The organism is Agrobacterium sp. LEGMi-208b (assembly GCF_059511785.1).
The window spans coordinates 1,278,754-1,296,919 of the sequence record NZ_CM183445.1 but is presented as its reverse complement, the minus strand read 5'-3'; the positions used below and the strand labels follow the sequence as shown (position 1 = coordinate 1,296,919).

The window sequence follows — 18,166 nt, the reverse complement described above, 5'->3', positions numbered from 1 at the left end:
ACCGATAAAACATTCCGGTTGGCGGGGCCTGCACGGCTCCGTCCATGGAATTGTGAAGGTTCAATAAAACTCACACAAACCACCGCTTGCAGCAGTTGCCTTTGAATGGTCGCTGCCCTACATCTTCAGGGTTTTCTGCAGCATTTACGGGTTTCTCCCGGTCCTGCAGGAAACTTGAAAAGGCGAGGCAATGGGCATGGCGGGCCGGAAAGCGTCCGCATGCTGCAAGAGGAACATGCGCATGGCGAAGATCAAGAACGTCGCGATCCAGATGGATCATGTCTCCGGTATCAATATCGCCGGCGACTCCACCTTCGCCATGAGCCTTGAGGCGCAGGCACGCGGATACCGGCTGTTCCATTATACGCCCGAACGCCTTTCCATGCGCGATGGCAAGATTTACGCCACTGTCGAACAGATGGAGCTGCGCGACATCAAGGGCGACCATTTCTCCCTGTCCGAACCGGAGCGCGTCGATCTCTCCACGATGGATGTCATCCATCTGCGTCAGGATCCGCCCTTCGACATGGCTTACATTACCTCCACCCATTTGCTGGAACGCATTCATCCGAAAACGCTTGTCGTCAACGATCCCGCCTGGGTGCGCAATTCGCCCGAGAAGATTTTCGTCACCGAATTCGCCGATCTGATGCCGAAGACGCTGATTACCAAGGACGTGGCCGAAATCGCCCGCTTCCGCAACGAAATGGGCGATATCATCCTCAAGCCGCTTTATGGCAATGGCGGCGCGGGCGTCTTCCATTCCGCGCGCGACGACCGCAATTTCTCCTCGCTGCTGGAAATGTTCGGCCAGATGTTCCGCGAGCCTTACATCGCCCAGCAATATCTGCCTGACGTCCGCAAGGGCGACAAGCGCATCCTGCTCGTGGATGGCGAGCCGGTCGGCGCAATCAACCGTGTACCGGCGGAAAACGACGCCCGCTCCAACATGCATGCCGGCGGCCGGCCGGAACCGACGGAACTGACGGCGCGCGAGAAAGAAATCTGCCGCCGCATCGGTCCGGCATTGCGCGAACGCGGTTTCCTGTTCGTCGGCATCGATGTGATCGGCGACTATATGACGGAAATCAACGTCACCTCGCCGACGGGCATTCGCGAAGTGCGGAAATTCGGCGGCGCCGATGTCGCAAGCCTGTTGTGGGACGCGATAGAGAAAAAGCGCGAAGCCCAGGATTTCTGACGCGGCCTTTCGCCGATCCAGCTTTGTTCCGCGAGCACAACTAGATACAACTAAAATACATCGCCAGCGAGAAATTGTTCGCTGGATGTTCTTGTTTTATTCTTTGCGCTGTGGCACGTTGCTTGCGGGTGGCCGCCGGAGCATGAAGCTCCTGTTGGCGCGGCCGGTTTGCGGGGGCAGGCCATGGTGGCAAAGGTCAATACGGTTGCATTTCAGGGCATAGAGGGCGTGCCCGTCGAAGTGCAGGTCATGGTCGCACCGGGAAAGGTGGGCATCCAGATTGTCGGCCTGCCGGATAAGGCGGTGGCCGAAAGCCGGGAGCGGGTACAGGCTGCCCTGCACGCCTCGGGTCTGGCCTTGCCGGCAAAAAAAGTCACCGTCAATCTTGCTCCTGCCGATTTACCCAAGGAAGGATCGCATTTTGATCTTCCCATTGCACTTGGCCTCATGGCCGCTTTGGGGGCGATACCGGCAGAAATGCTGGGACGTTATGTGGTTCTCGGTGAACTCAATCTTGATGGCACCATTGGTATGGTTTCGGGCGCCTTGCCGGCGGCGATCGGCGCCAATGCGCTCGGCAAGGGGCTGATCTGCCCGGCTGAAAGCGGACCTGAAGCGGCCTGGGCCGGAGCCGGTATCGATATTCTCGCTCCGCGCAGCCTGATTGCGCTTGCCAATCATTTTCGCGGCACCCAGCTTCTGTCGCGCCCCACACCCGCCATCCGCGCCAATCCGGTCAATCTGCCGGATTTGGCTGACATCAAAGGACAGGAGAGTGCCCGGCGTGCGCTGGAGGTGGCAGCGGCCGGCGGCCATAATCTGCTCATGGTCGGTCCGCCCGGCTCTGGCAAATCCATGCTCGCAGCCCGCCTGCCTTCCATCCTGCCGCCACTGGAGGCGGCGGAACTTTTGGAAGTGTCGATGGTTCATTCCATCGCCGGCCAATTGTCCGGCGGCAAGCTGTCGGACCGCAGGCCGTTCCGCACCCCGCACCATTCCGCCACCATGGCGGCGCTGATCGGAGGGGGGCTCCGCGCCAAACCGGGTGAGGCCTCGCTTGCCCATCACGGTGTTCTTTTTCTGGATGAGTTCCCGGAATTTTCGCCGCCGGTGCTGGATGCGCTTCGCCAGCCGCTTGAAACGGGTGAATGCATCATTGCGCGGGCCAATCATCGCGTCAGCTATCCGGCGGAAATCCAGCTTGTTGCGGCCATGAACCCCTGCCGTTGCGGCATGGCGGGAGAGCCGGGTTTCACCTGCGCTCGAGGCCAGCGGTGCGTGACCGATTATCAGGCCCGCATTTCCGGACCGCTGCTGGACCGTATTGATATCCGCATCGACGTGCCCGCTGTTTCCGCAGCCGATCTCATTCGCCCCGTCGCGGCCGAGCCGAGTGCAGTGGTGGCCGCCCGTGTCGCCCGGGCACGCCTTACACAGCAGGAGCGTTACACGGCGGCGGGATTTGCCGCCATTCGCACGAATGCCCGCTGCACAACCACATTGATCGAAAAATATGCCGAACCGGATGCGTCCGGGCTGCAATTGCTGCGCGATGCGGCCGAGCGGCTGAAGTTTTCCGCCCGGGGTTATCATCGCATACTCAAGGTTGCCCGTACCCTGGCCGATCTGGATGGCAAGCAGACGGTCGGCCGCATCCATGTGGCGGAGGCCGTATCCTATCGTATCGCCGGCGAAAGGCTGACAGCGGCGGCGTAGACCATATCCGGCTGTGTGCACTTGGAAAGAAAGTACGTGCCGCATGCGATTTGGCGCAAAGCGAGCAAAGCTATTTCAAAGGCTTGTGATGCATGTGCGGCATGCCAGCCATCGTAAAACCGACATGCCGCCGGCTAGGCCGGCGGCGTATCAAATAGTCGTTTATTGCTTTACAACTGCGTAGAGCAGAGGGCGTCGTTAAAGCCCAAGACCTTCGAAAAGCGCCGTCGAAAGGTAGCGTTCCGCAAAGGAAGGAATGATGACGACGATGTTCTTGCCGGCATTTTCCTCACGCGCACCGACCTTGATCGCGGCCGCCAGCGCCGCGCCTGAGGAGATGCCGACCGGCACGCCTTCCAGCCGTGCTGCCAGACGCGCGGTTTCGAAAGCCTCGTCATTGGTCACGGTGACGATCTCGTCATAGATACCGGTATCGAGGATGGCGGGCGCAAAACCGGCGCCGATGCCCTGAATCTTGTGCGGGCCGGGGTTGCCGCCGGAAAGCACCGGGCTGTCGGCGGGCTCGACCGCAATGACCTTCACCTCGGGTTTGCGGGATTTCAGCACCTGACCCGTGCCGGTAATCGTGCCGCCGGTGCCGATACCGGAGACGAGAATATCGACCGTGCCTTCAGTGTCGTTCCAGATTTCTTCCGCCGTCGTCTTGCGGTGGATATCGGGATTGGCGGGGTTTTCGAACTGCTGCGGGATGATGGCGTCAGGCAGGGTCTCGGCCAGTTCCTGCGCCTTGGCGATCGCACCCTTCATGCCCTTCGGGCCTTCGGTCAACACCAGTTCGGCGCCCAGGAGGGCCAGCATTTTCCGGCGTTCAACCGACATGGTTTCAGGCATGGTCAGGATCAGCTTGTAACCCTTCGCAGCGGCGGCGAAGGCAAGCGCAATGCCCGTGTTGCCGGAGGTCGGCTCCACCAGCGTGGTCTTGCCGGGGGTGATCTTGCCCTGTGTTTCCAGCGCTTCGATCATGGCGACGCCGATGCGGTCCTTCACGGAAGCGATGGGATTGAAAAATTCGAGCTTGGCGAGAAGGTTGGCCTTCACGCCCTTCTCCTTCGCCAGCTTGTCGAGCCGCACGATCGGCGTGTCGCCGATTGTTTCCGTAATCGAGGAATAGACGCGTCCGCGTCCGGGCTTTCTGGCTTCGGGCATGATGTTCTCCTGTGTAAAGACCGCAAGATTTGAGCGGCAGAATAGGAGCAATAGCTTTCGCAAGCTAGCGAACGTTCGTCCTAATATCTCTGAATTGCAGGAATAATTTCACGATAAATCGCGCAAATGCACGAATTTGTTTTACGTGCTGCGGATGGCGATCATGGTCGCCGTTCCAGCCAGAATACCCGCCGCGGTGCGGTTGAGGATCGTCAAGGCGCTTGGCCTTTTCAGAAGGTTACGCGCCTTGGCCGCAAGCAGGATGTAAGGCAGGAGAACCGCCATCAGCACGACGAAGGTGAGGGCGAGAAGTGTCGCATATTCCGAAGGACCGATCATGCGGATATCGATCAGCGTCGGCACCAGCGCCACATAAAACAGCATGGTTTTCGGATTGCCGAGTGTGATCAGCAAGCCGGACAGAAAGGACATGGGCATGCTGGTGCTTTTCTTGGCCTTCAGCTCCTGTGGCAGCAGGCCGGCGGTCCAAAGCTTCCAGGCAATATAAAGGAGATAGGCCGCGCCCGCGAATTTCAGGACCATGAAGGCTTCCTGAAAGGTCTGCGCGACGAAGGCCAACCCCAATATCACTGCGGTCAGGTAGATCATGTCGCCCAGCACCAGCCCGAGACCCATGAAGAAGGTTTCCCGGAAGCCCGAACCCAGCGCCCGCGCCACGATCGCCGTCATGCCGGGACCGGGAATGGCGGCGGCGATGAAGAGGGCTGTGGCATAGGCGAAAAGGGTCGTCAGCGTCATGATGGTGTTTCCCGGAAAATCCGCTCAATCCATAGCGAAATTGCCCGGCAAAGACAATCAGTCCACTCGCCCGTCCTGCCGGAACGGCAAGACATGGAACGCCCTGAAAAAGCGGAACGAGGGTCGCGCAGCGTGGCGGGCAAGCGGCGTCGCTAAACGCCTGTCGAGCCGAAGCCGCCGGCACCCCGTGCCGTTTCGGAGGTCTCCGTCACCTCGCTCACAATAACCTGGGTTACCGGCGCAATCACCATCTGCGCAATGCGCATGCCGCGTTCGATGACAAAAACCTCCTGACCCAGATTGGCGAGGATAACTTTCACTTCGCCGCGATAATCGCTGTCTACCGTACCGGGGGAATTGAGGCAGGTGATGCCGTTCTTGATGGCGAGGCCGGAGCGAGGGCGGATTTGTGCTTCGTACCCCTGCGGAACCTCGAAGATGAACCCGGTCGGAACCAGCGCGCGTTCGCCCGGTTGCAGGGTCAAGGGTTCACCGGCAGGCACGGCCGCACGCAGGTCCATGCCGGCGGCGCCACGGGTTTCGTAGGACGGCAATTCGAGGTCTGCGCCATTGGCGAGGCGGACGAGCCGGAGAGGGGGACGATTGTCGTTTTGAAGGGTCATACGGCATTAGTTTGCCGAGATCGCGGCAAGGTCAATTGCAAATGCGGGCCTGAAACGCTAGATAGCCCGCAATTCCACAGGATTTGTCAGATGGCCGAAACACTTGCCGAGGCGGTCTCCCGCCGCCGCACCTTTGCTATTATCGCGCACCCGGACGCGGGTAAGACCACGCTTACCGAAAAACTGCTGCTGTTCGGCGGAGCGATCCAGCTTGCCGGTGAGGTGAAGGCGAAGAAGGATCGTATCCAGACCCGCTCGGACTGGATGAAGATCGAGCGCGAGCGCGGCATTTCGGTCGTCACCTCGGTCATGACCTTCGAATATAACGACCGTGTCTTCAACATTCTCGATACGCCCGGCCACGAAGATTTCGCCGACGATACCTACCGCACCCTGACGGCGGTGGATGCGGCGATCATGGTCATCGATGCCGCCAAGGGTATCGAGCCGCGTACGCTGAAGCTCTTCGAAGTTTGCCGCATGCGCGATATTCCGATCATCACCTTCATCAACAAGATGGACCGCGAAAGCCGCGATCCCTTCGAGATTCTGGATGAGGTGGAAGAGAAGCTGGCGCTCGATACCGCGCCGATCACCTGGCCGGTCGGCCGGGCAAAGACGTTCTGCGGCGCCTATAATCTTGCCGACAGCACCTTCCGTGGCGTCGATACGCAGGTGGAAGCCATGCCGGTCAACGGTCCGCAGGCGGTTGCAGATCGTTTGCCGGAAAATGAGCGCCAGCTTTTTGTCGAGGAAACGGAGCTTGCGCTGGAAGCCTGCCGCCCCTTTGACCGCCAGGCCTTTCTCGAAGGTCATATGACACCGGTGTTCTTCGGTTCGGCGCTGCGCAATTTCGGCGTGCGTGACCTCATCAATGCGCTTGGCGATTTCGCCCCGCCGCCGCGCGATCAGGTGGCCGATACCCGCACCGTCCATGCGGCCGAAGAAAAAATGACGGCCTTCGTCTTCAAGATTCAGGCCAATATGGACCCGAACCATCGTGACCGCATCGCTTTCGCCCGCATCTGCTCCGGCAAGCTGGAGCGTGGCATGAAGGCGCGGCTTGCCCGCACCGGCAAACAGATGGGGCTTACCGCGCCGCAGTTCTTCTTCGCCTCGCAGCGCCAGCTGGCTGACACCGCCTTTGCGGGCGACGTGGTGGGCATCCCGAACCATGGCACGCTGCGCATCGGCGATACGCTGACCGAGGGTGAAAACCTCGTCTTCCAGGGTGTACCGAACTTCTCGCCGGAAATCCTGCGCCGCGTGCGGCTGGAAGACGCCATGAAGGCGAAAAAGCTGAAGGAAGCCCTGCAACAGATGGCGGAAGAGGGCGTCGTGCAGCTCTTTTCGCCGGAAGACGGCTCGCCGGCCATTGTCGGCGTTGTCGGCGCGCTGCAGCTCGATGTGTTGAAGGAGCGTCTGATGGGCGAATATGGCCTGCCGGTCTCCTTTGAAATGTCACGCTTTTCCGTCTGCCGCTGGATTTCCTCCGATCAGCCGGCGGAAATGGAAAAGTTCCTCAACGTCAAGCGTGGCGATATCGCCCGCGATCTGGATGGCGATCCGGTGTTTCTGGCGCAGGATGCGTTTTCGCTGCGTTATGAATCCGAGCGTTTCCCGGCCATCAAGATGGTCGCGATCAAGGAATATCACGTCGCCAAGGCGGCGTGATTGCACTTTGAATGCCAAGGGCTTAGTTTCCCGGTGAAACGGGAAACTGGTCCGGCATCATGACGCTTTCAGGCAAACATATTCTCCTCATCATCTCCGGCGGTATCGCGGCCTATAAGAGCCTCGACCTCATCCGCAGGCTGAAAGAGCGCGGCGCGAAGGTGACGCCTGTGATGACCAAGGGCGCGCAGGAATTCGTCACTCCGCTTGCTGTCGGGGCTCTGTCCGCGACCCATGTTTTCACCGAGCTCTTTTCCCGCCAGGATGAGCAGGATGTTGGCCATATCAGGCTGGCGCGCGACTGTGATCTCGTTCTGGTGGCACCCGCCACCGCCGATCTGATGGCGAAGATGGCGCATGGCCTCGCCGATGATCTCGCCTCAACGGTCCTTCTTGCGACCGACCGCAAGGTACTCGTCGCACCGGCGATGAACCCCAAGATGTGGTCGGCAAAACCGACGCTGCGCAATGTCGACAGGCTGAAAGAAGACGGTGTGGTTTTTGTCGGCCCGATGGCGGGTGAGATGGCGGAAAAAGGCGAGACCGGTCTCGGTCGCATGGCGGAGCCTTTGCAGATCGTTGAAGCCGTCGAGGCGCTGCTGGAAAGCGGCCCGAAGCCGTTGCGGGGCAGAACGGCAATCGTTACCTCCGGTCCCACGCATGAGCCGATCGATCCCGTGCGCTATATCGCCAACCGCTCTTCCGGCAAGCAGGGCCATGCCATTGCGGCGGCTCTCGCAGCGCTGGGCGCAAAGGTTACGCTGGTCTCGGGGCCTGTCACCATTGCCGATCCGACGGGCGTTGAAACGGTTCATGTCGAGCGCGCCGAGGAGATGCGCGATGCGGTGATCTCGAGACTGCCGGCGGATATCGCCGTCATGGTCGCTGCGGTGGCGGACTGGCGGGTGATGGGCTCATCGGAACAGAAGATCAAGAAGCAGCCGGGGGATGCGCCGCCGGCGCTGCAGCTCACGGAAAATCCCGATATTCTCAAAACCATCGGTCACCATGAAAAGCGCCCTATGCTGGTGGTGGGTTTCGCCGCCGAAACGCAGGATGTCGAGAAGAACGGCCGGGCGAAGCTGGAGCGCAAGGGGGCGGACTACATCGTCGCCAATGACGTATCGGCGGAAACCGGCATCATGGGCGGGGACCGTAACAGCGTGAAGATCATTTCCGCAGATGGCATCGACGTCTGGCCGGATCTCGACAAGGCCGAGGTTGCAAAACGTCTGGCGGCCCTGATCGCGGAGAAACTCGCATGACGCTGTTCGATCGCAAGACTTTCGACAGGGTGCTCGGTCAATGGCCGGGCGTGCGTTTCGTCGATCAATGGGATTCCCATGTCGCCAAGGTGGGCGACAAGGTCTTTGCCGTGCTAGGTGAGCGGGAAGACTGGCGGCTGGTGGTGAAATGCTCGGAAGAGAGCTTCGAAATCCTCACCTCGCTGGAAGGCATAGGGCAGGCGCCCTATTTCGCCAAACGCAAATGGGTGTCGATTGCCGATCATTCCCCGCTCGAACAGGAAGAGCTGGAGCATTATGTGCGCCGTTCCTACGAACTCGTCGCCGCCGGTCTGACCAAAAAACTGCGGGGCGAGCTGGGCATCGTGATCGATACCGGACCTCGCCTGTAATTCTCCGTCAGTTGATCTTTTTGTCCTTGCCGATGATCTGGCGCACGCCTTCCTTGGTGAAGGGCTGCAGGAGTTGCGGCAGAAATCCTTTCGCGATCTCACCCTTGATGCCGATATCGGTGGAAGAAGGCCGATCGGGGTTATGATAGGAGCCGAAGATCAGATCGAAGATGACGAGATTTTCGCCGTAATTGGTGTTGCCTTCCGGAAGCTGCTTCGAATGGTGCCAGCGGTGCAGGCGTGGGGTGCTGAACACGTAATCGAGCGGCCCCGTTTTCATATCGACATTGCAATGGGTCAAGATGCCGATGAAGGCGGTCACGGCGCCCAGCCACCAGAAAACCTGTAGCGGCGCACCCATGAAATAGAGCGGAATCTGGCTGAGTGCGATCTTGAACAGCGAGTCGGCCACATGGAACCGACCCGTATTGACGACCCAAAGCCGCACGACGCTGTGATGCAGGGCGTGGAAGCGCCAGAAGAATACGGTCTCATGCGCGATGCGGTGGGCCCAGTAGAGACCGAATTCGGCAATCGTCACCGCAAGCGCGACCTGGACGATGACAGGCAGATGAGACGGCCACAGATCGAAGCGCATCGCCGCCAGCGGCTGCAGAACATTGGCGGCCACCATCGGGAAGATTGCCGCCGCAGCGGCAGCGAGTTGCACGAGCCCCTTCGTCAAAAGCGTGTGGCCGATGCTGTTGATAGTCTCGCCGTCACCCTCAAGCCATTCGACTTCATAGGGAATATAGCGCTCAAGAAGAAACAGGCTCAGAACCGCACCCGCATAAACGGCCAGAAAGGCCGCAATCGGATGGCTGCTGCTGAACGCGAAATAGGACCCCACGAGGCCGCCGACGAACACCAGTGGCCAGGAAGAATAGGAAAGGACTTCCTTCAGTACTTGCGCTTTTGCCATCAAAATCAAATCCCGTCCGGCATCATTCGTCTCTACCGCCGGCGCATTTCCGCGCAGGCATCAAAGCAGCCCTTACCCGCATCGATCACCTGTCTTGATTAAAGATCAGGCCCTTATCGCTTCAATACGTTACACCAACATGGCACAGGGCGGCGCCGAGATGCTCAGCTGACCCTGATTGCGATATAGAGAAGCGTCAGCGCAATAACCCAGAGAGCGATCCGTCCCCATTTGGTATGGCGCGCTTCTGCCTTGCCGATGGCTTCCGCCGTCTGCGCGTCGAAACGCAGGCCGTTTTCGCTCATATACATCAACTCGGAATGCAGCTTCTCCGTCTTGGCGGCAATCTCCGGCGCGGCCTCGGCAAGCTTGAGGGCCGCCTTCAACCCGTCCTTCAGATCCGTGGCGATGCGTTTGGGACCGAGATTGTCACGGATCCAGCCGCCGACAACCGGGTCGGCCGCCTTCCACATGTTGAAGCGCGGGTTGAGCATGCGCGACACGCCTTCCACCACCACCATCGTCTTTTGCAGCATGACGAGTTCCGGGCGCGTTTCCATGTCGAAAAGCTCGGTCACTTCAAACAGCAGGGTCAGAAGCTTGCCCATGGAGATCGTCTCGGCCGGCTGGCCGTGGATCGGTTCGCCAATGGCGCGGATCGCCTGGGCGAAGCTGGCTTTGTCGTGGTGGCCCGGCACGTAACCGGCCTCGAAATGCACTTCCGCCACGCGCATGTAATCGCGGGTAATGAAGCCGTAGAGAATTTCGGCAAGGAAGCGGCGCTCCTTTTTGCCGAGGCGTCCGGCAATGCCCATATCCACGGCGACGATCTCGCCCTGAGCGTCAACGAAGAGATTGCCGGGATGCATGTCGGCGTGGAAAAAGCCATCGCGCAGCGTGTGCCGCAGGAAGGACTGGATCAGCGTGTCGGCCAGCTTGTTCAGGTCGTGGCCCGCCGCCTTCAACCCCTCGATATCCGACATCTTGACGCCGTCGATCCACTCCATGGTGACGACATCGCGGCCGGTGCGTTCCCAATCCACTTCCGGAACTCGGAATCCGGGATCGTCCTTGGTGTTCTCCGCAAGTTCGGAAAGCGCGGCGGCCTCGAGCCGCAGATCCATCTCGATCTTGGTCGTCTGCTCCAGCGTGCGCGTCACCTCGACCGGGCGCAGGCGGCGGGCGGAGCGGACGAAACGCTGCTGCAGATCGGCGATCAGATACATCGCCTCGAGATCGTTCTGGAAACGCTGGCGCACGCCGGGGCGGATGACCTTGACGGCCACCTTGCGCGGCCCCTTCGGCGTATCCACCATGGCCGGATGCACCTGGGCGATGGAGGCGGCGGCGATCGGATCGCCGAATTCCCTGTAGAGATCGGACACCGACCGTCCGAGCGAGCCCTCGATATTGGCCTTCGCCGCGGCCGCCGGGAAGAAGGCCATGCGGTCCTGAAGGCTTGCGAGATCGTCGGCGAAGTCGGCACCCACCACATCCGGCCGGGTGGCGAGAAACTGGCCCATTTTCACATAAGAAGGCCCAAGCCGTTCGACAGCCACGGCCAGCCGGTCGCTGCGCTGCGCCCGTTTCGCCTTGCTGCGGGCGAAGGGCTTCAGCGCCGCTTTCAATAATTGGGCGGGAGCAGGCAGGTCATCGGACGGCAGGGCCAGCACGACGCCTTCGCGCACGAGAACCCAGCCAACCCTTGCGAGGCGGAAATATGCGCCCAAAGTACTCATGCTTATGCTTGTCTCCTGCGTCTGCCGGCCATGGTCTTAAAGCTTCCAGCCGGAATGCAGGGCGGCGATGCCGCCGGTGTAATTGGTATAGGTCACGCGGGAAAAGCCGGCCGAGCGGATCATCGTCGCGAAGTCTTCCTGATTGGGGAATTTGCGGATCGATTCGACCAGATATTGATAGGGCTCGGCGTCACCCGTGATCATCTTGCCGAATTGCGGAATGGCATTGAACGACCAGGCGTCATAAACGCGGTCAAGCAGCGGCATTTCGACCTCGGAAAATTCCAGCACCAGCAGCCGTCCGCCACGCTTCAACACACGGTGCGCCTCCTTCAGCGCAACATCGATGCGCGGCACGTTGCGAATGCCGAACGCGATCGTATAGGCATCGAAACTGTTTGCCTCGAAAGGCAGTTCTTCGGCATTGGCCTCCACGAAGGTCAGATTGTCGGAGAGCTTCTTTTTTGCCGCGCGTTCTTCGCCGACGGCCAGCATCGAGCCGTTAATGTCGAGAACGGTGGCATGCGCCAGACGGTTGGACGCTTCGATGATGCGGAAGGCGATATCGCCGGTGCCGCCCGCAACGTCCAGAATCTTGTAGGACGCGTCCTTGCGTGGCGAAAGCGAAGACACCATGGCGTCTTTCCACAGCCGGTGCAGGCCGGCCGACATCACGTCATTCATGATGTCGTAGCGTTTGGCCACTTTGTGGAAGACTTCGTTGACCAGCCCCTGCTTCTTGCCTTCGTCCACCTTGTGGAAGCCATAGGACGTTTCCATGCCGCCTTGGGCGGTGGTACGGGCGTCGGTCATCGTCTGTCTCCATATTTATTGCGTGGCGGACCATAGCGGAAACGCCATGGCAACGCTATCTGTTGCCGCATCGCCTGGGCGCGACATTTCGCGTGCACTGTATAGACCACATGGTCCTAACGATAAACTGCCGGATAAGCCAGATGCCAGAATTGCCAGAAGTCGAAACCGTCAGACGCGGCCTCGCACCCGCCATGGAAGGCGCAAGGGTCCGCAAGCTCCATCTCGGCCGCCCCGATCTGCGTTTTCCGTTTCCAGAGGATTTCGCGGGGCTGATCGAAGGCAAAACGATCATCTCGCTTGGACGCAGGGCGAAATATCTTCTCATCGAGCTGGAGGATGGGCTGACGATCGTGTCCCATCTCGGCATGTCCGGCTCGTTCCGCATCGAGGCGGAAAAGGGCGAGGGCGGCGAAGCGCCCGGCGCGTTTCATTATGCCCGCTCGAAAGACGGCAAACATGACCATGTCGTCTTTCATCTGGATAAGGGAGAGGAACGCGTCTGCGTCATCTATAACGATCCGCGCCGCTTCGGTTTCATGCATCTGGTGGAACGCAACAAGCTCGATCTTTACCCCGCTTTCGCGGAGCTTGGACCGGAGCCGACGGGTAATGCGCTGAGCGCGGATTATCTGGCAAGCCGGTTTGAGGGCAAAAGCCAGCCCCTGAAATCCACGCTTCTGGATCAGAAGGTCATTGCGGGTCTCGGCAATATCTATGTCTGCGAGGCGCTGTGGCGCGCCCATCTTTCGCCCTTGCGGGCGGCGGGGACGCTGGTGACGAAAGGCGGCAAGCCCAAAGCGCAGCTCACCGATCTGACGGAGAAAATCCGCGACGTGATCGCCGATGCCATCGCCGCCGGCGGCTCCTCCCTGCGCGACCATATACAGACGGATGGAACGCTCGGTTATTTCCAGCATTCCTTTTCGGTCTACGATCAGGAAGGCCAGCCTTGCCGGACACCCGGCTGCGGGGGTACGGTTGAAAGGGTGGTACAGGCCGGTCGTTCGACATTTTATTGCGCCGCCTGCCAGAAGTAGCGGTGCCGCAAGTGACGGAGAAGGGGAGATTGCCGTGGACTATGAAACGATACTGGTCGAGAAACGCGATGAGGTGGGCGTCATCACGCTCAACCGCCCCAAGGCGCTCAACGCCCTCAATTCGGTGCTTCTGAAAGAGCTGCGGCACATTCTGTCTTCGTTTTCCGCCGATGATTCCATCGGTGCGATCATTATCACCGGTTCGGAAAAGGCATTTGCCGCAGGCGCTGACATCAAGGAAATGCAGGGGCTGGATTTTGTCGATGCCTATGTCGGCGACTTTCTCGGCGGCTGGGACGAGGTTGCGGCCACCCGCAAGCCGGTCATCGCTGCCGTTTCCGGTTTTGCGCTCGGCGGCGGCTGTGAACTGGCGATGATGTGTGACTTCATCATCGCCTCGGACACGGCGAAGTTCGGCCAGCCGGAAATCACCCTCGGTGTCATTCCCGGAATGGGCGGTTCACAACGGCTGACCCGGGCGGTGGGCAAGGCGAAGGCCATGGACCTGGTTCTGACCGGCCGTATGATGGATGCGGCGGAAGCCGAGCGCGCCGGCCTCGTGTCGCGGATCGTGCCGGCTGCAGATCTCATGGAGGTGGCGGTGGAGGCCGCAACCCGCATTGCCTCGTTGTCGCGTGCTTCCGTTCTGATGGCTAAGGAAAGCGTCAATCGCTCCTTTGAGGTGCCGCTTGCGGAAGGACTGAGATATGAAAGACGTGCCTTCCAGTCGCTCTTTGCAACGGCGGATCAGAAGGAGGGCATGGCCGCCTTCGTGGAAAAGCGCAAACCCGCTTTCCGGAATCGCTAAGGATTCGGAATATCGGCGCTTTTAAGCGTTTTGCGCGTTGACGGGGGTGCGCTTTAGCGGTATATGCCCGCCCACGGTTAAGGAAAGCCATCCGGCTTGTCCGAAATTACTCCCGCATTCTTGGGTTACGTGAGGTCTTCGAACGACCCGATCCTATGGTTGCGGAATTTGGTTTGAATTCGAAGAGAGGCATACATGGCCAATACAACTTCGGCGAAAAAGGCGACCCGCAAGATCGCTCGCCGTACCGCAGTCAACAAGGCTCGCCGTTCGCGCGTTCGCGGCTTCATCCGCAAGGTCGAGGAAGCAATCGCTACCGGCGATCTCGCAATCGCCACCGAAGCTCTGAAGGCAGCTCAGCCCGAGATCCAGCGCGCAGCTACCCGCGGCGTTCTGCATGGCAACACCGCATCCCGCAAGGTGTCGCGTCTCGCGCAGCGCGTTAAGGCTCTTTCCGCCTAATCCGGCTAATCACAAATAATTATTCAAAAAGCCTGGTCTTTTGACCGGGCTTTTTGTGATTCTAACTGCCCGTTAACCATTGCTGCCGTAACGTGACAAACGCGTGTCAGATGGACGACAGGAAAATTTAAGTAAAAACAATGACTTGCTGGAGGTCTCTGGAAAACTCGGGGGCTTTCTCTACGGAAGTCGCGGCTAGTTTTGAGTCAAGAAGATTTTTATTTTTTTGCCAAAATCAGCTCTCAAAAATTGCCAAAATTGAATCTCATTGATTCATAAGCGATTCTGCTTCGCACCTCATCGGTGATGCAAAACGGCCTTTGCGAGTCAATGGCCGATCTGAGTTTTTGCAGAAAAAACGCCATTGATCTCTCCCCACGATCCTGCCTAAATGCATTTCAACAAGGGGTGCGGATCTCAGTCCACAGATTATCTCGATGATCGTATCGACGATATTCACCTTCTTGCTGGCGGGTCTTTCGAGGTCCGTTTTTTCAGGTCATGGAGCTTTTTGTGCCGTTTCGGTCTCCGGAACGGGCTGGAGTTTTTTGTCCTCAAGAATGCGCCTTAAGGTTGTAACGAAAGGAGCGTTTTTAGCGTGTCGCAGGCCTCTCCATGAGGGGGAGGGAAATGGGATAACCGACTCGCAAACGAGTAGTCGCCTTTGACGTTCTTTCGAGGGGAACGCTGGGGGCAGAAATAAACGAGGGGGATCCCTGGCGGTCGATCTTTGATCGTCAGGCTATGATTGGCAATTTGAAAGGCGGCAATATGCAATTGAATTTGGCGATGGGTGCGGTGGCTGATGGGGACCGCGCACCAAAGGCATGTGATGCAGCTTGCTCAGATGCGGCAGGGGACAAATCGGCAATGACGCACGATGCGCTGTTTGAACGTTTTAGCGCGCGGCTCAAGGCACAGGTTGGTCCGGAGGTCTATGCAAGCTGGTTCGCACGGCTCAAACTCCATTCCGTTTCGAAAAGCGTCGTCCGTTTTACCGTTCCGACGACCTTTCTGAAGTCCTGGATCAACAACCGTTACATGGACCTGATCACCAACCTCGTCCAGAGCGAGGATCCGGATGTGTTGAAGGTGGAGATTCTTGTCCGCTCGGCGAGCCGCCCGGTTCGTCCGGCGCAGGCTGAAGAACGGGCGCAGCCCGTTCAGGAGATCGGTGCGGCTCCGCGTAACAAGTCCTTCATTCCGTCGCAGCCCGCGACACCTGCCGCGCAGCCTGCGGCTTCGCAGGCGACCCTGCGTCAGGGCGGTTCCGGGCCACTCTTCGGTTCGCCGCTCGACACACGTTTCACCTTCGATACCTTTGTCGAAGGCTCGTCCAACCGCGTCGCGCTTGCGGCCGCAAAAACTATTGCCGAAGCCGGTGCCGGTGCCGTGCGCTTCAACCCGCTGTTCATCCATGCGGGTGTCGGTCTCGGCAAGACGCATCTTCTGCAGGCAATCGCCAATGCCGCCATCGACAGCCCGCGCAATCCGCGCGTGGTCTATCTGACGGCTGAATATTTCATGTGGCGTTTTGCGACTGCGATCCGCGACAATGACGCGCTGACGCTGAAGGATACGCTGCGCAATATCGACCTGCTCGTCATCGACGACATGCAGTTCCTGCAGGGCAAGATGATCCAGCACGAATTCTGCCACCTGCTGAACATGCTGCTCGACAGCGCCAAGCAGGTCGTGGTTGCGGCTGACCGTGCGCCTTGGGAGCTGGAATCCCTCGATCCGCGTGTTCGTTCCCGTCTTCAGGGCGGCATGGCGATCGAGATCGAAGGTCCCGATTACGACATGCGTTATGAAATGCTCAACCGCCGCCTTGGCTCTGCACGCCAGGACGATCCGTCCTTCGAGATTTCCGACGAAATCCTGACCCATGTGGCGAAAAGCGTGACGGCAAGCGGTCGCGAACTCGAGGGCGCCTTCAACCAGTTGATGTTCCGTCGCTCTTTCGAGCCGAACCTCTCGGTGGACCGCGTCGATGAGCTGCTGTCGCATCTTGTTGGGACGGGTGAGGCAAAGCGTGTGCGCATCGAGGATATTCAGCGCATCGTTGCCAAGCACTATAATGTGTCGCGGCAGGAACTGGTGTCCAACCGCCGCACCCGCGTCATCGTCAAGCCGCGCCAGATCGCCATGTATCTGGCCAAGATGCTGACGCCGCGTTCTTTCCCGGAGATCGGTCGCCGTTTCGGTGGTCGCGATCACACCACTGTTCTGCATGCGGTGCGCAAGATCGAGGAACTGATTTCGGGCGATACCAAGCTCGGCCACGAGGTTGAGCTGCTGAAACGCCTGATCAACGAAAACAACGCATAAAAAAGAAGCGGCCTTCGGGCCGCTTTTTTATTGGATTCTCGTTTATCGGGTTCAAGCCGGGTGGCGCTGGCCTCAGCAGGCGAGATCGGCCACCACGGCATCCAGAATAAGCATGCCGGAAGGGGTGCAGCGCAGGCGGGAATTGCCGAGCCTTTCCACGAAACCGTGCTGGAGGAGAAACTCCTCCTTTTCCGGGTCGAGGTCGCGGCCGGAAAGGTCGCTCCAGCGGGCGAGATCGATGCCCTCGCGCAGGCGAAGGCCCATCAGCAGCAATTCATCGGCCTGTTCATCGACACCGAGCAACTCCTGATCGACCATGCCATGGCCTTCCCGCTCAACGGTTTCGAGCCAGGTCTCGGGGTGCCGCTCGGTGGCGGTGGCGAGCTTGGAAGCGCCACGTGTCAGGCGTCCATGCGCACCGGGGCCGATGCCGGCGTAATCGCCATACCGCCAGTAGGTGAGGTTATGGCGGCTTTCGGCGCCCGGCCGGGCATGATTGGAAACCTCATAAGCCGGCATGCCGTAACGCTCGGTGATTTCCTGCGTCGCTTCATAGAGCACGGCCGAGTGTTCGCCATCCGGCACGATGAGCTTGCCGGCCTTGTGCAGCCCATAAAAGGGCGTACCCTCTTCGATGGTCAGCTGATAGAGCGACAGATGGTCGACAGCATAGGAGACAGCCTCCTTCAGTTCGGCGTCCCATTCGGCCACCGTCTGGTTCGGGCGGGCATAGATGAGATCGAAGGACATGCGCGGAAAAATCTCCCGCGCCAGCCGGATGGCTTTCAGGGCATCGGCAACATCATGCAGGCGGCCGAGGAATTTCAGGTCCCGGTCGTTCAGAGCCTGCACGCCAAGCGAGACACGATTGACGCCTGCTGCCCGGTAACCGCGAAACCGTTCGGCCTCGACGCTGGAAGGATTGGCTTCCATGGTGATCTCGATACCATCAGGCACATGCCAGAAGCGCGAGATGCCATCAAGAAGCGCGCCAACCGTCTGCGGGTCCATCAGCGATGGCGTACCACCACCCATGAAGATGCTGGTGACCACGCGCGGGCCGCTCAGCGCCCGCATATGTTCCATTTCCCGCAGAAAGGCCGTGGTAAACCGTTCCTGATCCACCGGCCGGTGGCGGACATGGCTGTTGAAATCGCAATAGGGGCATTTGGCCGCGCAAAAGGGCCAGTGCAGATAGATCCCGAAACCGGGATCGCCCGTATCCGGCAGAAGCGATGCGCCGGGGGCAGAAAGTTGGTGCTCCCCGACCATCGG

The 18,166-nt window shown here is 59.6% G+C and carries 16 protein-coding genes; 9 read left to right on the top strand and 7 right to left on the bottom strand.

Annotated elements, in window-relative coordinates; all coding sequences use genetic code 11:
- The first annotated feature begins 241 nt into the window (after nt 1-241).
- Both gshB and AC5YUO_RS06415 read left to right on the top strand, forming a co-directional pair.
- Nucleotides 242-1,201 carry a glutathione synthase gene (gene gshB, locus AC5YUO_RS06420; RefSeq protein ID WP_003520105.1) on the top strand — a complete coding sequence of 320 codons (960 nt, stop codon included), beginning with the start codon at nt 242-244 and terminating at the stop codon, nt 1,199-1,201.
- 183 nt (nt 1,202-1,384) lie between these two features.
- On the top strand, nt 1,385-2,917 hold the full coding sequence (locus AC5YUO_RS06415) for a YifB family Mg chelatase-like AAA ATPase (RefSeq protein ID WP_496154648.1): 1,533 nt from the start codon (nt 1,385-1,387) through the stop codon (nt 2,915-2,917).
- A gap of 198 nt (nt 2,918-3,115) precedes the next feature.
- Here the strand turns inward: AC5YUO_RS06415 and cysK are convergent, their stop codons facing one another.
- The 3 genes from cysK to dut form a co-directional block, all read right to left on the bottom strand.
- Nucleotides 3,116-4,084 carry a cysteine synthase A gene (cysK, locus tag AC5YUO_RS06410; RefSeq protein ID WP_496154647.1) on the bottom strand — a complete coding sequence of 323 codons (969 nt, stop codon included), beginning with the start codon at nt 4,082-4,084 and terminating at the stop codon, nt 3,116-3,118.
- A gap of 141 nt (nt 4,085-4,225) precedes the next feature.
- Nucleotides 4,226-4,843 (bottom strand): LysE family translocator, encoded by a 618-nt coding sequence (locus tag AC5YUO_RS06405; protein ID WP_496154646.1) that lies wholly within the window; start codon nt 4,841-4,843, stop codon nt 4,226-4,228.
- Nucleotides 4,844-4,995: 152 nt separating this feature from the next.
- Nucleotides 4,996-5,466 carry a dUTP diphosphatase gene (dut, locus tag AC5YUO_RS06400; protein WP_496154645.1) on the bottom strand — a complete coding sequence of 157 codons (471 nt, stop codon included), beginning with the start codon at nt 5,464-5,466 and terminating at the stop codon, nt 4,996-4,998.
- Between the two features lie 90 nt (nt 5,467-5,556).
- Here dut and AC5YUO_RS06395 point away from each other — a divergent pair, with 90 nt between their 5' ends.
- The 3 genes from AC5YUO_RS06395 to AC5YUO_RS06385 are packed head-to-tail and all read left to right on the top strand — an operon-like array spanning nt 5,557 to nt 8,776.
- Nucleotides 5,557-7,140: a peptide chain release factor 3 gene (locus AC5YUO_RS06395; RefSeq protein WP_496154644.1), complete on the top strand. Its 1,584-nt coding sequence runs from the start codon at nt 5,557-5,559 to the stop codon at nt 7,138-7,140.
- A gap of 59 nt (nt 7,141-7,199) precedes the next feature.
- On the top strand, nt 7,200-8,405 hold the full coding sequence (gene coaBC / locus AC5YUO_RS06390; RefSeq protein WP_496154643.1) for a bifunctional phosphopantothenoylcysteine decarboxylase/phosphopantothenate--cysteine ligase CoaBC: 1,206 nt from the start codon (nt 7,200-7,202) through the stop codon (nt 8,403-8,405).
- A complete protein-coding gene (locus AC5YUO_RS06385) occupies nt 8,402-8,776 on the top strand; it encodes an MmcQ/YjbR family DNA-binding protein (protein ID WP_400818817.1) in 375 nt (124 codons plus the stop codon). Before coaBC ends, AC5YUO_RS06385 begins: the two co-directional genes overlap by 4 nt.
- Nucleotides 8,777-8,783: 7 nt before the next feature.
- Here the strand turns inward: AC5YUO_RS06385 and olsE are convergent, their stop codons facing one another.
- The 3 genes from olsE to ubiE all read right to left on the bottom strand — a co-directional run bounded on the left by olsE (nt 8,784) and on the right by ubiE (nt 12,250).
- Complete coding sequence (gene olsE / locus AC5YUO_RS06380) at nt 8,784-9,698, bottom strand: ornithine lipid hydroxylase OlsE (protein WP_496154642.1); 915 nt, start codon at nt 9,696-9,698, stop codon at nt 8,784-8,786.
- A 164-nt stretch (nt 9,699-9,862) separates the two neighbouring features.
- Nucleotides 9,863-11,437, bottom strand: a complete 1,575-nt coding sequence (ubiB, locus tag AC5YUO_RS06375; protein ID WP_496154641.1) for a 2-polyprenylphenol 6-hydroxylase — start codon at nt 11,435-11,437, stop codon at nt 9,863-9,865.
- 36 nt (nt 11,438-11,473) lie between these two features.
- Entirely contained in the window at nt 11,474-12,250 is a 777-nt protein-coding gene (gene ubiE / locus AC5YUO_RS06370; protein WP_496154640.1) for a bifunctional demethylmenaquinone methyltransferase/2-methoxy-6-polyprenyl-1,4-benzoquinol methylase UbiE, read from the bottom strand.
- A gap of 143 nt (nt 12,251-12,393) precedes the next feature.
- Here ubiE and mutM point away from each other — a divergent pair, with 143 nt between their 5' ends.
- The 4 genes from mutM to dnaA all read left to right on the top strand — a co-directional run bounded on the left by mutM (nt 12,394) and on the right by dnaA (nt 16,891).
- A complete protein-coding gene (gene mutM / locus AC5YUO_RS06365) occupies nt 12,394-13,290 on the top strand; it encodes a bifunctional DNA-formamidopyrimidine glycosylase/DNA-(apurinic or apyrimidinic site) lyase (protein ID WP_496154639.1) in 897 nt (298 codons plus the stop codon).
- Nucleotides 13,291-13,324: 34 nt separating this feature from the next.
- Nucleotides 13,325-14,098 (top strand): enoyl-CoA hydratase, encoded by a 774-nt coding sequence (locus AC5YUO_RS06360; protein WP_496154638.1) that lies wholly within the window; start codon nt 13,325-13,327, stop codon nt 14,096-14,098.
- Nucleotides 14,099-14,293: 195 nt separating this feature from the next.
- Nucleotides 14,294-14,560: a 30S ribosomal protein S20 gene (gene rpsT / locus AC5YUO_RS06355; RefSeq protein WP_269341670.1), complete on the top strand. Its 267-nt coding sequence runs from the start codon at nt 14,294-14,296 to the stop codon at nt 14,558-14,560.
- A gap of 870 nt (nt 14,561-15,430) precedes the next feature.
- Entirely contained in the window at nt 15,431-16,891 is a 1,461-nt protein-coding gene (gene dnaA, locus AC5YUO_RS06350) for a chromosomal replication initiator protein DnaA (protein ID WP_496154637.1), read from the top strand.
- Nucleotides 16,892-16,963: 72 nt separating this feature from the next.
- On the opposite strand, the gene hemW is transcribed toward dnaA, so the two are convergent.
- Nucleotides 16,964-18,163, bottom strand: coding sequence for a radical SAM family heme chaperone HemW (gene hemW / locus AC5YUO_RS06345; protein ID WP_496154636.1), 1,200 nt, complete (start codon nt 18,161-18,163; stop codon nt 16,964-16,966).
- Nucleotides 18,164-18,166 lie beyond the last annotated feature (3 nt).

Excerpts from the sequence above, each read along its gene's own strand:
- gshB (WP_003520105.1), top strand. The coding sequence starts at position 242 with ATGGCGAAGATCAAGAACGTCGCGATCCAGATGGATCATGTCTCCGGT.
- AC5YUO_RS06415 (WP_496154648.1), top strand. The coding sequence starts at position 1,385 with ATGGTGGCAAAGGTCAATACGGTTGCATTTCAGGGCATAGAGGGCGTG.
- cysK (WP_496154647.1), bottom strand. The coding sequence starts at position 4,084 with ATGCCCGAAGCCAGAAAGCCCGGACGCGGACGCGTCTATTCCTCGATT.
- AC5YUO_RS06405 (WP_496154646.1), bottom strand. The coding sequence starts at position 4,843 with ATGACGCTGACGACCCTTTTCGCCTATGCCACAGCCCTCTTCATCGCC.
- dut (WP_496154645.1), bottom strand. The coding sequence starts at position 5,466 with ATGACCCTTCAAAACGACAATCGTCCCCCTCTCCGGCTCGTCCGCCTC.
- AC5YUO_RS06395 (WP_496154644.1), top strand. The coding sequence starts at position 5,557 with ATGGCCGAAACACTTGCCGAGGCGGTCTCCCGCCGCCGCACCTTTGCT.
- coaBC (WP_496154643.1), top strand. The coding sequence starts at position 7,200 with ATGACGCTTTCAGGCAAACATATTCTCCTCATCATCTCCGGCGGTATC.
- AC5YUO_RS06385 (WP_400818817.1), top strand. The coding sequence starts at position 8,402 with ATGACGCTGTTCGATCGCAAGACTTTCGACAGGGTGCTCGGTCAATGG.
- olsE (WP_496154642.1), bottom strand. The coding sequence starts at position 9,698 with ATGGCAAAAGCGCAAGTACTGAAGGAAGTCCTTTCCTATTCTTCCTGG.
- ubiB (WP_496154641.1), bottom strand. The coding sequence starts at position 11,437 with ATGAGTACTTTGGGCGCATATTTCCGCCTCGCAAGGGTTGGCTGGGTT.
- ubiE (WP_496154640.1), bottom strand. The coding sequence starts at position 12,250 with ATGACCGACGCCCGTACCACCGCCCAAGGCGGCATGGAAACGTCCTAT.
- mutM (WP_496154639.1), top strand. The coding sequence starts at position 12,394 with ATGCCAGAATTGCCAGAAGTCGAAACCGTCAGACGCGGCCTCGCACCC.
- rpsT (WP_269341670.1), top strand. The coding sequence starts at position 14,294 with ATGGCCAATACAACTTCGGCGAAAAAGGCGACCCGCAAGATCGCTCGC.
- dnaA (WP_496154637.1), top strand. The coding sequence starts at position 15,431 with ATGACGCACGATGCGCTGTTTGAACGTTTTAGCGCGCGGCTCAAGGCA.
- hemW (WP_496154636.1), bottom strand. The coding sequence starts at position 18,163 with ATGGTCGGGGAGCACCAACTTTCTGCCCCCGGCGCATCGCTTCTGCCG.